Genomic DNA, 15,013 nt, shown 5'->3' with positions numbered 1-15,013 from the left:
CGGCCATGGACGTCGATGCTCTGATCGAGGCGGCCGGGTGGTGGTCGTACGTCGTGGTGTTCTTGATGACGGCCGGGGAGACGAGCGCTTTCATCGGGCTGCTGCTGCCCGGTGAGACGGTCATCCTGGTCGCGTCCGCCGTTGCGGGCCGCGGTGATCTGGACCCTGTGCTGCTCGCCGTCCTCGTGGTCGCCGGGGGGATGACCGGTGACAACCTCGGCTTCGCGCTGGGTCGTTGGTGCGAGCGGCGGCCGAGCCGGGGGCGGCTGCACCGGTTCCGGTCCGACCAGCGGATCGAAAGGGCCCGCGCCTTCCTGATGCGCCATGGCGGGGCGGCGGTGTTCACCGGCCGGTTCATCGGGTTCGTACGGACCTTCCTGCCCTTCGCCGCCGGGGCGTCCGGGATGCCGTACCGCCGTTTCTTCCTCTACAGCAGCGCCGCGTCGCTGGTCTGGGGCATCGGCAACGTGCTCATCGGCTACTTCGCCGGCGCGGCCGTCATCGATCTCCTGCACTCGATCGGCCTGATCACCGCCGCCGTGCTCGCCGCGGTGGCCGTGGCTGCCTTCATCGTCGTACGGCTCCTCACGCGCCGCCGTCGCCCGGCGTGGGGCACATCGCTGACGAAGGCACCCGGCGAGCCGCGCGCGGCCTCCGAGCAGGAACCGATGCACATGTTCTCGTATTCACAGGAGGGTTGAGTCATGGGATTCGAGGGTGCGGAGCTGGCGGTGGTACCGCTGGACACGGAACGGGCCAAGGATCCGTCCGTGACCGGCGCCAAGGCCGCCAACCTGGCCCGGGCCGCCGTGGCGGGCCTGCCGGTGCTGCCCGGGTTCGTGCTGGTGCCCGCGGGGCGGGCGCCCGGGGCACCCGCCGGACAGGACGCGGTGCGCTCCGCCTGGCAGGCGCTGGCCGGCCCTGAAAGGCAGGACCGGCCGCTGGTGGTGCGCTCCTCGTCCGCGCACGAGGACACCGAGGACTCCTCCATGGCCGGGCGCTTCGAGTCGGTGCTGGACGTGTGCGGGTGGGAAGAGTTCACCACCGCGGTGCAGACCGTGCTCGACTCCGCGGGACGGGTACGGCCCCTGCGCCCACCGGAGGGCCAGGAGCCCGGCGACGCGATGGCGGTGCTGGTGCAGCCGATGCTCCGGTCGGCCGTCGGCGGAGTGATGTTCGGCGCCGACCCCGTCGAGGGCCGCACCGACCGGATCCTGGTCAGCGCGGTAAAGGGCGGCCCGGACCAGTTGGTCGACGGCAGTACTCAAGGGGTGCGCTACCAGCTGACCCGGTTTGCCCGACTGGTCAGCACGGACCCGCCCGAGCGACGCAGCGAACGGGTGCTGTCGCACCGGCAGACCACCCGGCTGGTGTCGCTGGCCAAGAAGACCGAGCGTGTGTTCGACGGTCCGCAGGACATGGAGTTCGGCTTCGACGCCGAAGGACAGCTGTGGCTGTTCCAGTCCCGCCCGATCACCGCGATGGCGGTACGGCCGCCTCGTGACGCGCGGCTGCTGGGCCCCGGCCCGGTCGCCGAGACCCTGCCCGGAGTCCTCCAGCCACTGGAGGAGGACCTCTGGGTGGCACCGATGCGCCACGGTCTCACGGTCGCGCTCGACATCGCCGGAGCGGCATCCCGGCGCCAGTTGCGCAAACTGCCGGTGGTGACCACCGTCGACGGACGGGCCGCCGCCGATCTGCGGATCCTGGGCGCCGTACCGTCCGCGCATCCGGTCCTGGACTTCATCAACCCCGCGCCGGGGGCACGGCGTGCGTCGGCGGCCTGGCGGGTGGGGCGGCTGCGCTCGGCGTTCCCACTGCTGGCCGTCGACCTGCTGGCGGACGTGGATCGTGGCCTGGCCGACTTCCCGCCACCCGGGGAGATGCTCAGCGGTCAGCTGCTGGACGCAGTCACCTGGGGCCGGCAGGTGCTGTCCCCTCTCCACGCCCAGGAGTCCCTGGCGGGCGCGCTGCTCGGCGCGGGCACCGGCGCCACGGCAGCCGGGGAGGCGCTCGCCGAACTCCGCGAGGGCCGCGCCCGCGGCCTGAGCGATGACGAACTCATCGAACGTCACCCTGTTCTGCTGGCCCTGCTGCCGCCCACGCTGGGAGACCGTGCACCGCTGCCGGAACAGACCGGGTGGACCACGATGCCGCGCGGTGTGGGGGCGCTGCCGGTGCGTGAAGGGCTGCGGCTGCGCATCCGGTGGGTGCAGGAGATGCAGGCGCAGATGGTGCGGGAGCTGGCGCGCAGGCTCGGACCCGGTGGGCGCGCACTCGGGCTGCCTCGTCTGATGTCGCTGCGCTGGGAGGAACTGGCACGGGCGGCGCAGGGCGACGGACTGCCGGCCGATCTCGACCAGCGGCTGCCGCGGCCGGACACCGGTCCGCTGCCCGCCGCGTTCCGGCTGGCGGACGGCCGCCCCGTGGCCGAACTCCCCCGCGGGCAGCGGACGTCGGGCGACGGCTACGGGGCAGGCGGCGGCTTCGGCACCGGCACGGTGTGGGACGGACACGGCCAGCGCCCTGACCATCCCGTGCTGGTGGTCCGCTCCCTGGACCCGGCCCTGGCGCCGCTCCTGCCCGGCCTCGCCGGACTCGTCGCGGAGACCGGCAGCGCCCTGTCCCACCTCGCCGTGCTCGCCCGCGAGCACCGCGTCCCCACGGCGGTCGGCGTACCGGACGCGGTCGACCGCTTCCCCGGCGGGACCTCAGTGGCCGTCGACGGCGGCACCGGAGCGGTGACCGTACACGAAACCCCGCCAGACCCCGCGGCACACGAAACCGCGGCGACCCGAGAGGAGCCGGCGGCATGAAGGCCATGAGACTGATCGGCTACACCTTCGGCGGCTTGTCCGCTGCCTATGCCGGGTACTACACCGTGCTCTACCTGACCCGTTGGGAATGGCAGCGGGCTGTGATCTCCGGGGTCCTGCTCCTCGTCGTCGAGGTGTTCCTGGCCACCATCATGCTGCTCACCCGGTTCGCGCGGCTGGAGGAGCGGCTGGAGCAGTCCGACGCCCGTGTGGAGGAGGTACGCAAGAGGCTGGAGCAGACCCGTTCATCCGCACCGGGCCGCTTCAACTGGCTTGCCTCCGTCGACGCGAGGGACATCAACGGCACCCGCACCTTCGTCTTCGTCCCCGTGCTCATGGCGGCGGGAGCCGCGCTCTCCGGGGTTGCGATGGTCATCCAGAAGCTCGCCGGCGCCACCTTCCGGCCGGGCGCGGAACGCCGTCTGGCCGGAAGGCTGGCGGCCCTGACCGCCCCACCGGCCACCGGCACAGCTCCGTTGGAGGCCATCCCGGCCGTACCACCCGCCCGCACCGGCCGCCGGACGCTCGCCGTGGCGACGGCCGTAGTCGGCATACTCATGGTCCCGCTGCTGTGGAACGCCCTGGCGGACGCGACCCAGACCCGTGCCGAGCAGAGTCCTGACGCGGCCGCCACGACCATGGTCTTCCAGCTGGACACCCACGGCGACCAGAGCCCCGAGGCGGTCCGACTCGCCGCGAACGACCTGTGGGAGACCTGCCGTCGCTCCACCGCAGCCCAGAACGACAACGCCACCCTGCACCGCATGCGCGACGGCGTCTACGCCGGCGTCGTCCGGCCCGCCCTCCCCGAGCACGACGTGATGCGCCTGCGCGGCTGCATCGAGGACGCCGGCACCAACCGCACCAGCGCGGTGGTCCTGGGAGAAGGACAGGCCGATCACCGCAAGTGAGGCCTCCGTGGGGCCGCCACGATCTTGACGCCTGCCTCCGGTTCCGCGACCCGGTCGGAGAGCTGTGAGGCAGGCCGGGGCCTCGTGCGTGGACTCCCGGGACCACCCACTCCTCGACCCGGTTCGCGGACGTACGTCCAGCGGCCCCTCGCGCGGCCGGCGGGACACGCTCGGCGCGATGCCCACAGCAGGGTCCGCCGATGTTGCGGCCGTGCTCGATGTGGGCCTCGAAGCCGCCGGTGTTGCAAGGGGATTGACGCAGAAAGCGCTTGCCGCCTACGGTCCGCTCCGGATTCGCGAACAGCTTTCGGCATACCGAACAGCGAAGGAGTCGAGGCCGGATGGGGAAACAGAGAAGAAGACCCGGGTGGGTGTCGCTTGCCACGGCGACCACCCTCGCGCTGACGGCGGGTGCGATCGCCGCCCCGGCCGCCCACACCGCGGAGGATCCCGTGGAGGTCGTGGTCGACGGAAACGACGTCCGCGCCGACAACGTGAACGGCTTGACCTACAAAGGCCTCGGAGTACTCAGCTGCAACAGCACGACCAACCTGCTGATGGACTACAAGGCGGAGCAGCCCGCCCGGTACTGGCAGCTCATCAGGGTCCTGTTCGGCGGAGAGAACCCGCTGATCAACCACGTCAAGATCGAGATGGGTTCGGACACGAACACGTCGACCGGTTCCGATCCGGCGACCATGCGCACGGCGGACGAACTCGCCGACGCCTCCCGTTCCGCGGGTTTCCAGCTGGCCGCCGACGCCAAGACGGTCAACCCGGGGCTCAAGGTCTCGATTCTCCGCTGGGAGATGCCCCAGTGGGTCCAGACCGAGTGGAACAAGGGCACCGGCACCGACGAGATGTACAGGTGGTACAAGGAGACCATCCTCGACGCCTACGAGAAGTACGGCTACATGGTCGACTACGTCAACCCGGACACCAACGAGACGCGTAACCCCGACATCTCCTTCGTCAAGTGGTACAAGAACGCGCTGGTGAACGACACGGACTTCGCCGACCCACGCTACGGCCTGACGCCTCGTCAGCAGAAGGCGGCCGCGAAGGCGTACCGCGACATCAAGATCACCGCCTCGGACGAGAACACCACGAAGAACATGGGCCCCGCCCTGCTCACGGACGCCGAACTCTTCGGCATGGTGGACGCGGTGGGCTACCACTACACCACCGAGGATCGGCTGGACGGCGCTCCCGACAGCGCCACGTACCGCCCGTACACGAAGCTGGCGACCGGTGACAACGCGTACGGCCAGGACAAGGAGGTCTGGTACAGCGAGGGCGTCGGCTCCTTCGGCTGGACGGACTACCGGGTCAACAACACCGAGGGGCCGGGCGGCGCGAGCACCGGGATCGGCGGCGTGCAGAGCGCCCTCGACCTCGCCAACCGCTCCGTGAAGAGCTACGCCAACTCCAAGCGGACGCACTACATCTTCCAGCCGGCGATCGGGTCCTTCTACGAGGGTGCCCAGTACAGCCACAAGGAGCTGGTCAGCGCCCGCGACCCGTGGTCGGGGTACCTCCACTACGACGCCTCGGTGTATGTGATGCAGCACTTCACCCAGTTCGCGAAGACCGGCTGGGAGAACGACACCAACACGGCCGGCATCTGGCGCACCGTGCCCGAGGCGAGCTACAGCGGCGTGAGCGGCACCGAGAACGTCGACGGCTCCAACGGCGCACCCAGCTACATGACCCTCGCCGACCCGGCCAAGAAGGACTTCTCCACCATCGCCGTCAATGACAGCGACCAGTCCAAGACCTACCGGATCAAGGCCGAGAACATGGACCTGCGCGGCGATCCCACCATGGAGGTCTGGGAGACCCGGGCGGCGGACCCCGGACAGGCCTACGACGCCAACTTCAAGCACGTGGCCGCCGAGATCCGCCCCGACGGCGACGGCTACTACGTCTACACGGTCAAGCCGCGCTCGATCGTCACCTTCACCACACTCGACAAGAGCCGCGACAGGGAGACGCTGCAGCGTCTGCCCGGGTCCGGGAACCGCACGGTGCTCGACGCCGACGCGACCGGCAAGAAGCACAACAACCGCGACAAGGTCCTGTACGCCGACGACTTCGAGTACGACGAGGAGGGCAGGGTCCAGGTCGGGACGGACGACGGCGCGCGCAAGGTGTCCCAGCCCTACCTCACGTCGCGCGGCAACCAGCCCCGCTACATGGTCGACCAGACCGGCGCCTGGGAGGTCGGCGAGAACGCGAGCGGCGACAACGTGCTGTACCAGTACATGGACCAGTCCATGAAGGACACCGGCGCCTGGAACCGCAACACCCCGAACACGACGGTCGGCGACTTCCGCTGGGAGAACTACAAGGCCACGGTCGACGTCTCGTTCCCGGACCCGGACGGCGGGGTCGCCGCCCTCGGCGTCCGCCAGCAGAAGGGCATGGCGATCAGCGACGCCGCCTACAACGTACGCATCGGCCCGAACGGCGCATGGACCTTGTACGAGTACGGCACGGCCGTCAGGACGGGAACGGTCGCGGCGTCCGACACCTACCGCCTCGCCATCGAGGCGAAGGGCGCGACGATCACGACGTACATCGACGGGAAGCCTGTCGCGACGTACCAGGACCCGACTCCGCAGACCGAAGGCCGGGTCAAGCTCGGCACCGACTTCCACAAGATCGCGTTCGACAACCTGAAGGTCGAGAAGGTCGACGGGTACGCGCCCTACGCGAGTGCGCAGCTCGACGGCATGGACAGCTCGATCGCCTACGAGTCCACCTGGAGCAGGAAAGCCTCACTCGGCGACGCGATGGACTGGTACCGCTCGACGTCGACGAGCACGACCGCCGGCGCCTCCGTCACCGTCCCCTTCACCGGTACCGGCATCGACGTCATCGGCGGCAACGACGGCAGTGCCGTTCTCGACGTCTACGTCGACGGCAAGCTGACCGCGAAGGACGTGAAGACGGCCGCCACCGACAAGCGTCTCGCGACGTACGCCCTGCGCGGCCTGCCCGAGGGCAAGCACACGGCGAGGTTCGTGCTCAAGTCGGGAAAGATCGTTCTCGACGCGTTCAACGCCGTCTCCGGTGATGTGGACGGCACCGTGGACACCACACCGATCCGCACCGCCCTCGACGAGATCGGAAGTCCGGCACAGGACGACTACACAGCCGGCTCCTGGGCTCTGTTCGCCTCCGCCTCCTCGGCCGCGAAGGCCGCGGCGGATGGGCAGAAGGGTCTCGACATCATCGGCGTCGAGCAGATCACGGACAGGCTCGACAAGGCGTACGACGGGCTGGTGCGCAAGGAGGACAGCGCGCGGTAGCCGGCCGGGGCGTCAGACGGAAGCCGACGTCAGACGGAAGCCGACGTCAGGCGCGGCCGACGTCAGACGGGGCCGCGCCGCCCCCGCCTGGTCCGCCGGAGCAAGTGCCGGCACCGAAAAGGCGCTGGCGCCGCACGCGTTCGGCGTGCGGCGTCGTCACCCTTGGCACCGTGGAGCTTGGCCGGCGGCCACGCCCTCGGGCTCATTCACCGCCGCGCCGGCGTCGGCGCCGGCGCGGCCCGGTCACGGCGTCGTGAGGGTGCGGGTGGAGTGCGACGCCGCCGTGGAGGTACCGACGTGCCTCCAGACATGGCTGGTCGGCCCCAGACCGTCCAGCGCCCGGGTCACCGCTCGGTACAGCCGTCCGTCGTCCTCGGCGTCGAGCACGGTGATCGTCGCCGCGTCGATGTCGTCGGGCCCGAGCCGATCCAGTGCCGTGATGTCACGGACGCACACCCCGGTCCGGGCCGCGTGCGTGACCGCGGCCCGCACCGCGGGGCTGACTCCCCGGCCGGCGACGAGGAGCAGGTCGGACTGGGACAGCAGCGAGCCGACGGCCGTGTGCAGGTCGTCCATGGTGTAGCACCATTCCCGGGGATGCTGGCCCCTCAGCCGCGGAAAACGCCTGCGCAGCACCTTGAGGACTGCTGCCGCTTCCGAGACGACGGCTCCCGGGGCGACGACGAACGCGAGGCGGTCCGGGTCCGCGACGGCCAGGGTCTCGGCCTGCTGCGGCGTCGCCACCCGTCCTCCGTATGGACAGAGCGCCCCCGCGGGCCATGTCGTCCCCATTCCGGCACCGTCGGCCGGTACACCTACGACGACGATTTCGTCCCCTCTCGCCAGGAACCGGCGCAGCGCCCGTTGCGCGTTCTCTTCCGACAGGCACCTCACGCGAGCGGGGCATCCGCAGGCCCGCCACGGAGAACCGGAGTCGCCGGACGCCTGCGGCGGGACCGGGGTGCCCGGTGGCGGAGAGCCGTCGCCGGTCCTCTCCACCGTCCGCGGCGCCACGTGCAGCACCCTGCGGGTACGCAGGACCGCCTTCCAGGACTCGATCTGCCGGTGTGCCAGCCGCAGTGCGGCGGTGTCTTCGCTGCGGGCCGCGAGGGCGATACCGCGGTGTCCGCCTCCGGGGTTCTCGTAGGAGACGGCGACGACCGTCGTCGGTGACGCCGCGAGGCCGTCGCGTACGTCCTCGTCGTACAAGGGACGGTATTCGGTGGTCACTCCGGCCTGCCGGAGATGTGCGCCGACCAGGCGGTGGGCGGGGCAGACCACGGACCCGCGCCTCGGGTGCCGCCACGATGCGGCGACCGTGAGGGTGCCCGGGGCGACCTGCAGGGTGGTGGAGTGGAACACCTCTAAGAGCACGCTTCGGTTCATCGTTCCTGACATGGGTCGAGCGGAGGAAGGTGACGATTCCATCCAACAGCCGCATTCGGACCCGCTCCGCACGAAAGCCGCGGTTGTCACCCCGATAGGCCAATGGGTGCCGGGGCGCGGGCGCCGCACGCTCAGGAGGCACGAGTTCCCGGGCCGTCCCGCTTCACGGCGGCGGCAGACGGTCCGCCCGGCAGTGCGCCCGCCCGTCTGAGGAGGGCCGCGGCGGCCGGATTCGTGGCATACGGGCGGAGCCTTGCCGTCAGGATGCGCAGGCGGTCGTCGGCACGGGCACTGTGGATGACCGGATGGACGTCGAGGAATTCATGCCATGTCCGGCAAGCCTGCTCCATGTGGCCGATGGCCAGTTGGGTTTCGGCGAGTTCCGCGAGGCTGAGGCCGCGGGACCGGCGTTCGTCGGCGGGGCGGTGCCGCAGTGACGCGTCGAGCGCTCGGGCGGCCGCCCGATGGTCGCCGTGGCTCCTGGCCACCGCCGCGTGCTGGAGTGCCAGCGAGCCGGGGTGGAAGGCGCCGACCGGAGAGGAGCGGCTCGACGACCTCTCCAGACAGCGCTCGGCCAACGTGAGCTGGCGGATGGGATGCGGGTCACCGCGACCGGCCTGAGCGACGGCCAGTTGGCCGTGCAAAAAGGCGCGTTGGTGCGGTGGAGCGTGGCGTGCGCCCGTTCGTACGGCGTGCTCCGCGAGGTCCAGGGCTTCGGTGAAGTGCCCGAGCGCGTGGGCCTGTACGCTCAGCCCGCGCAGGGCGAGCGCGTGTCCGATCATGTCGCCGGCCTCACGGGCCAGTTCCACGCTGGTGAGGTAGAGGCGCTGCGCCGCGGCATGGTGGTTCATGTCGAAGTGGGTGAACGCGCAGAGGTAGGTGAGCTGGGCGGCGACGGTGAACAGCTCGCGCCGGACGGCCGGCCTCATGTCGCTCCGCAGCCAGGGGAGCAGCGTGGCGGAGAGGTACCGGCGCAGCGGCTCCCGCACCGCTCCGGCCCCGAAGGCGGCGTCACCGCGGGAGAAGAGCGCGAGCAGTTGCCGGGCGGACGCCACCTGCTCCATGCCGGGCGGCATCGACGCGTCGAAGGCGGAGAGCGGAGCCCGGCCGGCGGCAGGCGGTCCGTGCGGAACGGCCAGCGCCGCCAGGGAGTAGGCACCCATGAGTGCGACACCTCGCCGGTCGATGTCCCGCAGCACGTCGTCGAGGCGTTCCACGGCGCTCCCTTCGACGGGCGGCCCGCCCGCCCCCGAGTCCCACTGCCCGGGGCGGATCAGCCCGGTGTCGTGCACCTGGACGGGTCTGCCGAGACGCCGGGAGAGGACTTCCGCGACAAGGGAGGGAACGGGGTGGTGGGGGCGGCTGCCGGCCAGCCAGTGGGCCACGCTGGAGCGGTCGTAGCGCAGCACGGTGCCCTGCACGGCTCCGAGCGCGTTGACCGCGCGAGCCAGCTGAGCCCCGCTCCATCCGGTCTCGGCCAGGAGGGCGCGCAGGGCCTGGTTCGGTGTACGAGGCGATCGCACGGTTCATCCCTGTCCCCTTCGTTCTCGCGGCAGTACGAACGTTCAACGTCCGTATGTGTTCAACGCGTTCGCCCCTCACCACGGCAGCGAAAGCGCTTGCCCCCGTGCAGGATCAGAGTGCGACGCCGTCACGCCCGTGCCCAGTGCGCAGCGGAGGCGCATCGCAGCCGCCTTGCGCCCCCTGTGCTGCGGCACCGTGCGAACGAAGGGATGACATGCGCGTCAGCCCGGTACGCGGACCTGATCATCCGGTGGTCCCTCGGCGTACCGTCCATCTGTTCCCCGGTCAGGGAGACTTCTCCGTCAGCACTCTCGTCCGTGCTGTCCGCGCCGGCGGCGGTGTGCGATCGGCCGTCGAGGAGGTCTTCGAGCGGATCGACGACGTGGCGGCGGAGCGGGGGTTGACCGCGCTCCGTCCCCGGCTGCTCGGGGCGCAGCCGCCCAGTGGCCGGGAGCTGGCGCACGAGCCCACGGGTACCGCGCAGCTGGCTCTGTTCGGCGCGTCCCTCGCCGTGCACCGGGCTCTGTGCCGGTCGTACGGACCACCGACGGCGGTGGTGGGGGTCAGTTTCGGTGAGATCGCGGCGCTGACAGCCGCCGGGGTGCTCAGCGTCGGCGACGGCGCACGCGCGGCGCATGACCTGGCGCTCGTCCTGGCCTGCTGCCCCGGCGGCCTGACCCTGCTGTCCTGTTCCGAGCAGGAGGCACACCGTCTGCTTCAGGGGTCGGGAGCGGGCGGCGCGGTGGTGGCCGTCGTCAATGACGACCGGTCCGTGGTGGTCTCCGGCCCCGTGACTGAACTGGCCCGCGTGGAGAAGTCGGCAGTGGACACCGGTGTGACAGCGGTACGCCTGCGCCTGCCGTTCTCCTCGCACCACCCCCAACTCGGCTCCGCGGCAAAGGCGTTCGCCGAGTCCCTGCGGACGTATGCCCGTTCGGCCGCACGCTGCCCGGTCTATTCGGCCGTCGCGGGGCGCTGTTACCGCCCCGAGGACGATGTGGCCGCACGCCTGGCCGACTGCCTCATCCGGCCGGCCGTGGTGCCCGCGGTGCTGCGTCAGGTCGCTGAACTGCGGCCGGACGCCCTGTTCGAGGCGGGCACGGGCGACGCCCTGGCACGCAGCGCCCGCCAGGTGCTCGCCGGTACCGCCGCACCACCCGTGCACGCACCGCCCGTGCACCCACCACCCGTGCACCCACCACCCGTGCACGCTCCGCTCGCGGTACCCGACTTCCCCTGGTGACGACCCCACTTACGCCCTGGAGAATCCCTGATGCTCCCCGCGTCCCTGTCCTCAGCCGCCCGCGACGAGTTACACCAGCTCCTCTACGGCCCCTGCGAACCCTCCTTCCCGTCCGCGCTGCACAAGGCGCTCGCCGACGGCGCCCGGCCGGACGTCCCGGAGGCCGGCACCAGCCGGGGCGGGCACTTGCTGCGCCGTCTGGGCGCGTTGGGTGAGGTGCTGCCCCCGGGCCACGACCCGTTCGCCGACCCCGCCCGACTGGCCGCCGCGCACGCCTGGGCCGCGGTCGCCGACCCTCCGCTGTGCCTGGCGGCCCTGGTCCACTACGTGCTCTGCCTGGGTTCCCTGGCCCGTCTCTCCGATGAACCCGGCCGACTGGCCCCCGAGATGGCGGCGCTGAGGTCCGGGCGGGCCAAGGGCGTCTACCTGATCACCGAGGTGGGCCAGGCCAACAGCCATCTCGCCACGCGTACCCGGGCCGACTTCGATCCGGCCGGCGGCGGGTTCGTCCTGCACACGCCCGATCCGCTCGCCGCCAAGTTCGCCGGCGCGGGAACACTGGACGTCCCGCAGACGGGGGTCGTTCTCGCCCGCCTGTTCACCTCGGGAGCCGACCGCGGGGTCTTCGCCTTCGTGGTCGCACTCACCGGTGACGAGGGTCTGCGGCCCGGCATCGAGGTGTCTTCGCCGCTCCGTCTGGGCGCCCTGCCCCTCGACTACGTCCAGGTACGGTTTCACCGCGTCCGGGTCCCCTACGTCCACTGGCTCTCCGACGGCGCCCGCATCGGCGGCGACGGCACGTTCCACGATCCCGCCGGATCACACGAAGTACGTCTGCAGCGCACCCTGCGCGTGGGTCAGGGCCTGTGGGCGAGCATGCCGGCGATCGCCGCGGCCACCTCCCGGCAGTCCGCCGCGCAGGCCGTCAACTACGCGCGACAGCGGCGGACCCAGGGGCGGCTGGCCCCCGGCGTGCCCCTGCTCGCGTACCGGGCCCAGCAGCGCGTGGTGCTGGGTGGGCTGGCCGACGCGTTCGCCCTCACCTGCGCGGCGCGTGGTGCTCGGGAGGTGTGGACCGAGTCGCTCTCAGCCCCTGCGGAGTCCGAGGGCGGTGCGGCGATGGGCTTCACGCCCTGGGCTGCCGTCAGCCGGCCGCTGGCCGCGTACAAGGCCGTCGCCGTGCGCATGGCGGCCCGGGTCACCGCCGACTGCCAGCGCCGCTGCGGCTTCTCCGGCCACCTGGACGTGAACCGGCTCGCCGCCTATCTCGGCTTCCACCACGCTTTCGAGGCGGCCGGCGGCGACAGCCAGCTCATCCTCTACGACATCGGACGCGCCCTGGTCGAACAGGGACCCGTCGCCGCGGTGCCTCCCCCGGCCGCCGATCCGCCCGTCACCTCACCCCGGTGGTGGCCCGCCGTCCTGCGCCGGCACCAGGAGGTGCTGACCCGTCGCCTGGCCCGTCGGCGCGACGCGGGCGCCGCGTCGCCGTTCGACGTGTGGAACCCGCTGCTGGAGGAGGCCGGTCTGCTCGGCGAGACCTATGCGACCCGGCTCGTGGCCGGAGACCTGGCACGCACCCTCGACGGGACGCGCGATGCCGCCCTCGCCGAAATCCTCGAACCGCTGGCCGCCCTGCACGGCGTCACGGCCGCCCACCGCTGGTCCGGACCTCTGCTCACCGTGGGAACGCTCCGGCCCGAGGATGTCGAAGCCCTGCCCGCCGTCGCCGACCGGCTGTGCGACGCGGTCCTGCCGCACCTGCCGCTGCTGACGGAAGTCTTCGCCCACCCCGGCGACATCGCGGCGGCGCCCCTGGCCGCGACGGACTACAACACCGCCCTGGATGCCACGCTGACCTGGACCCGAAGGGAAACGGCATGACCGGCCGCCGCATCGGAGTCCTGGGCATGGGGACCCACCTGCCGCCCACCGTCCGCACCAACGCCGAGGTCGCACGCGAGGCCGGAGTGACCGCCGAGTGGATCAGTGAACGCACCGGTGTTCTCAAACGCCACGTGGCGGGTCCCGACGAGGCGGCCTCGGACCTGGCCGCGCACGCGGTCCGGTCGGCCGCCGAGGCCGCGGACATCGACGTCACCGACATCGGCCTGCTGGTCTGCGCCACCTCCACTCCCGACGAACTCGGGCCCTCGACCGCATGCCGGATCCAGGCGCTGACCGGCGCTACGGGCGCCGTCGCCCTCGACGTCAGCGCGGCCTGCTCGGGCTGGCTGTTCGCGGCCAAGGTCGCGCACGACTGGCTGCGCGGCAGCCCGGAAATCCGGTACGCGGTGGTGGTGGGCGTCGAGGCGTACTCCAAGTTCACCGATCCGGCGGACCGGGGCACGGCGGTGCTGTTCGCCGACGGAGCGGCCGCGACCGTGCTGGGGCCGGTGGACGACTCCGAGGGATTCACGCACTTCGCTCTCGGCTCCGACGGGGCACTCGCCGACCGCGTACTGATCCCGGCCGGCGGCAGCCGCCTCCCGGCGAGCGCGGAGACGCTCACCGACCGAAGCCACTGCATCCATATGGACGGCCGGGTCATCGGCCGTTTCATCACCGACGTCTTCCCGGAGCTGATCACCGACAGCCTCGACCGCGGCGGACTGGACGTCCGGGATGTCGCGTGCGTCGTCGCCCACCAGCCCAACCCCGTACTGCTGAGGCGCCTCGGCGCCGAACTCGGCATCCCCGCCGGCCGACTGGTCGTCGTCGGTGACGAGGTCGGCAACATCGGCGCCGCCAGCACTCCGTACGCCCTCGCAGCCGCAGCCGAGCGGAACGGCCTGCGGCCCCGCGACCGCGTCCTGATCGCCGTGTTCGGCGCCGGCATGACCTGGGGCAGCGCACTGCTCACCTGGAGCGGAGCCCGCGCGATCACCTCTGTGTCCGCCGCCTCTCCGTTTCCCGTCTCCGAGTCGCCGTCCGAAAGGGCCCTTCGATGAACGCTGTTGACCTGTTCCGCCTGGACGGCGCCCGCGCGCTGGTGACCGGTGCCTCCCGGGGCATCGGCAAGGCCGTCGCCGAGGGCCTCGCCGACGCGGGCTGCGACCTGGCCGTCACCGCACGCACCCTGCCCGCGCTCGACAGCACCGTACGGGCGGTGGACGACCGGGGCCGCAAGGCCGTGGCCCTCGACGGAGACCTCGCCGCGCCGGGTACCGCCGCCGGCCTGGTCGGCCGGGCCGCCTCCGCGCTGGGCGGCCTCGACGTCATCGTGCACAACGCGGGCACCCTGCCCACGGCGGCGGACGGCACCCCACTGCTGGCACCGCTGCAACACGCCGACCAGCGGCACTGGGACGCGGTCATCGCCGTCAACCTCAACGCCACGGCCGCACTGTGCCGGGCCGCCCACCCGCACCTGGCCGAGTCGGAGCGCGCCAGCCTGGTCCTGATGTCCTCCGTCGCCGGACTCGTCGGCACCCCCATGATGGAGGCATACGCCGCCACCAAGGCCGCCCAGCTCTCCCTCACCCGCAGCCTCGCCGTCGGCTGGGCCCGCCAGGGAATCCGGGTCAACGCCCTGTGCCCCGGCTGGACCCGTACGGACATGACGGCCTTCGCCAGCGAGACCGGGCCTCTTTCGGACTGGCTCACCAGCCATGTCCCGCTGGGCCGTTGGGCCACCGCCGACGAGGTGGTCGGCGCCGCGCTCTTCCTCGCCTCCCCGGCCTCGTCGTTCGTGACCGGGCACGCCCTGGTCGTCGACGGCGGGCTCGCGGTACCGGACGGTGGCCTGGCCGGTCACCCCAAGCCCCCCTCACCCTTCGCCGCCGTGTGACCCACCGGCCCGCTCCTACGAAAGGGAAC

The 15,013-nt window shown here is 71.7% G+C and carries 10 protein-coding genes; 8 read left to right on the top strand and 2 right to left on the bottom strand.

Annotation, left to right across the window (positions count from 1 at the left end):
• Positions 1 to 5 precede the first annotated feature (5 nt).
• The 4 genes from GFH49_RS20315 to GFH49_RS20300 all read left to right on the top strand — a co-directional run bounded on the left by GFH49_RS20315 (position 6) and on the right by GFH49_RS20300 (position 7,041).
• Complete coding sequence (locus GFH49_RS20315; RefSeq protein WP_155057507.1) at positions 6 to 701, top strand: DedA family protein; 696 nt, start codon at positions 6 to 8, stop codon at positions 699 to 701.
• Positions 702 to 704: 3 nt separating this feature from the next.
• Positions 705 to 2,816, top strand: a complete 2,112-nt coding sequence (locus GFH49_RS20310; protein WP_155057506.1) for a PEP/pyruvate-binding domain-containing protein — start codon at positions 705 to 707, stop codon at positions 2,814 to 2,816.
• Positions 2,813 to 3,727, top strand: coding sequence for a hypothetical protein (locus tag GFH49_RS20305; protein WP_230396390.1), 915 nt, complete (start codon positions 2,813 to 2,815; stop codon positions 3,725 to 3,727). The genes GFH49_RS20310 and GFH49_RS20305 overlap by 4 nt, the downstream gene beginning before the upstream one ends.
• Before the next feature lie 371 nt (positions 3,728 to 4,098).
• The gene (locus GFH49_RS20300) at positions 4,099 to 7,041 is read left to right on the top strand and encodes a 3-keto-alpha-glucoside-1,2-lyase-like domain-containing protein (RefSeq protein WP_230396389.1); all 2,943 of its coding nucleotides are present in this window, start codon (positions 4,099 to 4,101) and stop codon (positions 7,039 to 7,041) included.
• Between the two features lie 243 nt (positions 7,042 to 7,284).
• On the opposite strand, the gene GFH49_RS20295 is transcribed toward GFH49_RS20300, so the two are convergent.
• Positions 7,285 to 8,427: a 4-hydroxy-3-methylbut-2-enyl diphosphate reductase gene (locus GFH49_RS20295; RefSeq protein WP_155057504.1), complete on the bottom strand. Its 1,143-nt coding sequence runs from the start codon at positions 8,425 to 8,427 to the stop codon at positions 7,285 to 7,287.
• A gap of 131 nt (positions 8,428 to 8,558) precedes the next feature.
• A complete protein-coding gene (locus tag GFH49_RS20290) occupies positions 8,559 to 9,950 on the bottom strand; it encodes an NsdA family TPR-like regulatory protein (RefSeq protein ID WP_230396388.1) in 1,392 nt (463 codons plus the stop codon).
• A 251-nt stretch (positions 9,951 to 10,201) separates the two neighbouring features.
• On the opposite strand from GFH49_RS20290, the gene GFH49_RS20285 reads away from it, so the two are divergent.
• Genes GFH49_RS20285 through GFH49_RS20270 form a run of 4 tightly spaced genes read left to right on the top strand, consistent with a single transcriptional unit; the run spans position 10,202 to position 14,984 of the window.
• Positions 10,202 to 11,194: an acyltransferase domain-containing protein gene (locus GFH49_RS20285; protein WP_230396387.1), complete on the top strand. Its 993-nt coding sequence runs from the start codon at positions 10,202 to 10,204 to the stop codon at positions 11,192 to 11,194.
• 30 nt (positions 11,195 to 11,224) lie between these two features.
• Complete coding sequence (locus GFH49_RS20280) at positions 11,225 to 13,078, top strand: acyl-CoA dehydrogenase family protein (RefSeq protein ID WP_155057502.1); 1,854 nt, start codon at positions 11,225 to 11,227, stop codon at positions 13,076 to 13,078.
• Positions 13,075 to 14,145, top strand: coding sequence for a 3-oxoacyl-ACP synthase III family protein (locus GFH49_RS20275; RefSeq protein WP_155057501.1), 1,071 nt, complete (start codon positions 13,075 to 13,077; stop codon positions 14,143 to 14,145). The genes GFH49_RS20280 and GFH49_RS20275 overlap by 4 nt, the downstream gene beginning before the upstream one ends.
• The gene (locus GFH49_RS20270; RefSeq protein WP_155057500.1) at positions 14,142 to 14,984 is read left to right on the top strand and encodes an SDR family NAD(P)-dependent oxidoreductase; all 843 of its coding nucleotides are present in this window, start codon (positions 14,142 to 14,144) and stop codon (positions 14,982 to 14,984) included. The genes GFH49_RS20275 and GFH49_RS20270 overlap by 4 nt, the downstream gene beginning before the upstream one ends.
• Positions 14,985 to 15,013 lie beyond the last annotated feature (29 nt).

Source organism: Streptomyces blattellae (genome assembly GCF_009709555.1).
In the GTDB taxonomy this organism is placed as follows: Bacteria; Actinomycetota; Actinomycetes; order Streptomycetales; family Streptomycetaceae; genus Streptomyces; species Streptomyces blattellae.
This window is presented reverse-complemented; position numbering and strand designations above follow the sequence as displayed.

What these genes read in the sequence shown, in the direction of transcription:
- GFH49_RS20315 (WP_155057507.1), top strand. Translation starts at nt 6, where the DNA reads ATGGACGTCGATGCTCTGATCGAGGCGGCCGGGTGGTGGTCGTACGTC.
- GFH49_RS20310 (WP_155057506.1), top strand. Translation starts at nt 705, where the DNA reads ATGGGATTCGAGGGTGCGGAGCTGGCGGTGGTACCGCTGGACACGGAA.
- GFH49_RS20305 (WP_230396390.1), top strand. Translation starts at nt 2,813, where the DNA reads ATGAAGGCCATGAGACTGATCGGCTACACCTTCGGCGGCTTGTCCGCT.
- GFH49_RS20295 (WP_155057504.1), bottom strand. Translation starts at nt 8,427, where the DNA reads ATGAACCGAAGCGTGCTCTTAGAGGTGTTCCACTCCACCACCCTGCAG.
- GFH49_RS20280 (WP_155057502.1), top strand. Translation starts at nt 11,225, where the DNA reads ATGCTCCCCGCGTCCCTGTCCTCAGCCGCCCGCGACGAGTTACACCAG.
- GFH49_RS20275 (WP_155057501.1), top strand. Translation starts at nt 13,075, where the DNA reads ATGACCGGCCGCCGCATCGGAGTCCTGGGCATGGGGACCCACCTGCCG.
- GFH49_RS20270 (WP_155057500.1), top strand. Translation starts at nt 14,142, where the DNA reads ATGAACGCTGTTGACCTGTTCCGCCTGGACGGCGCCCGCGCGCTGGTG.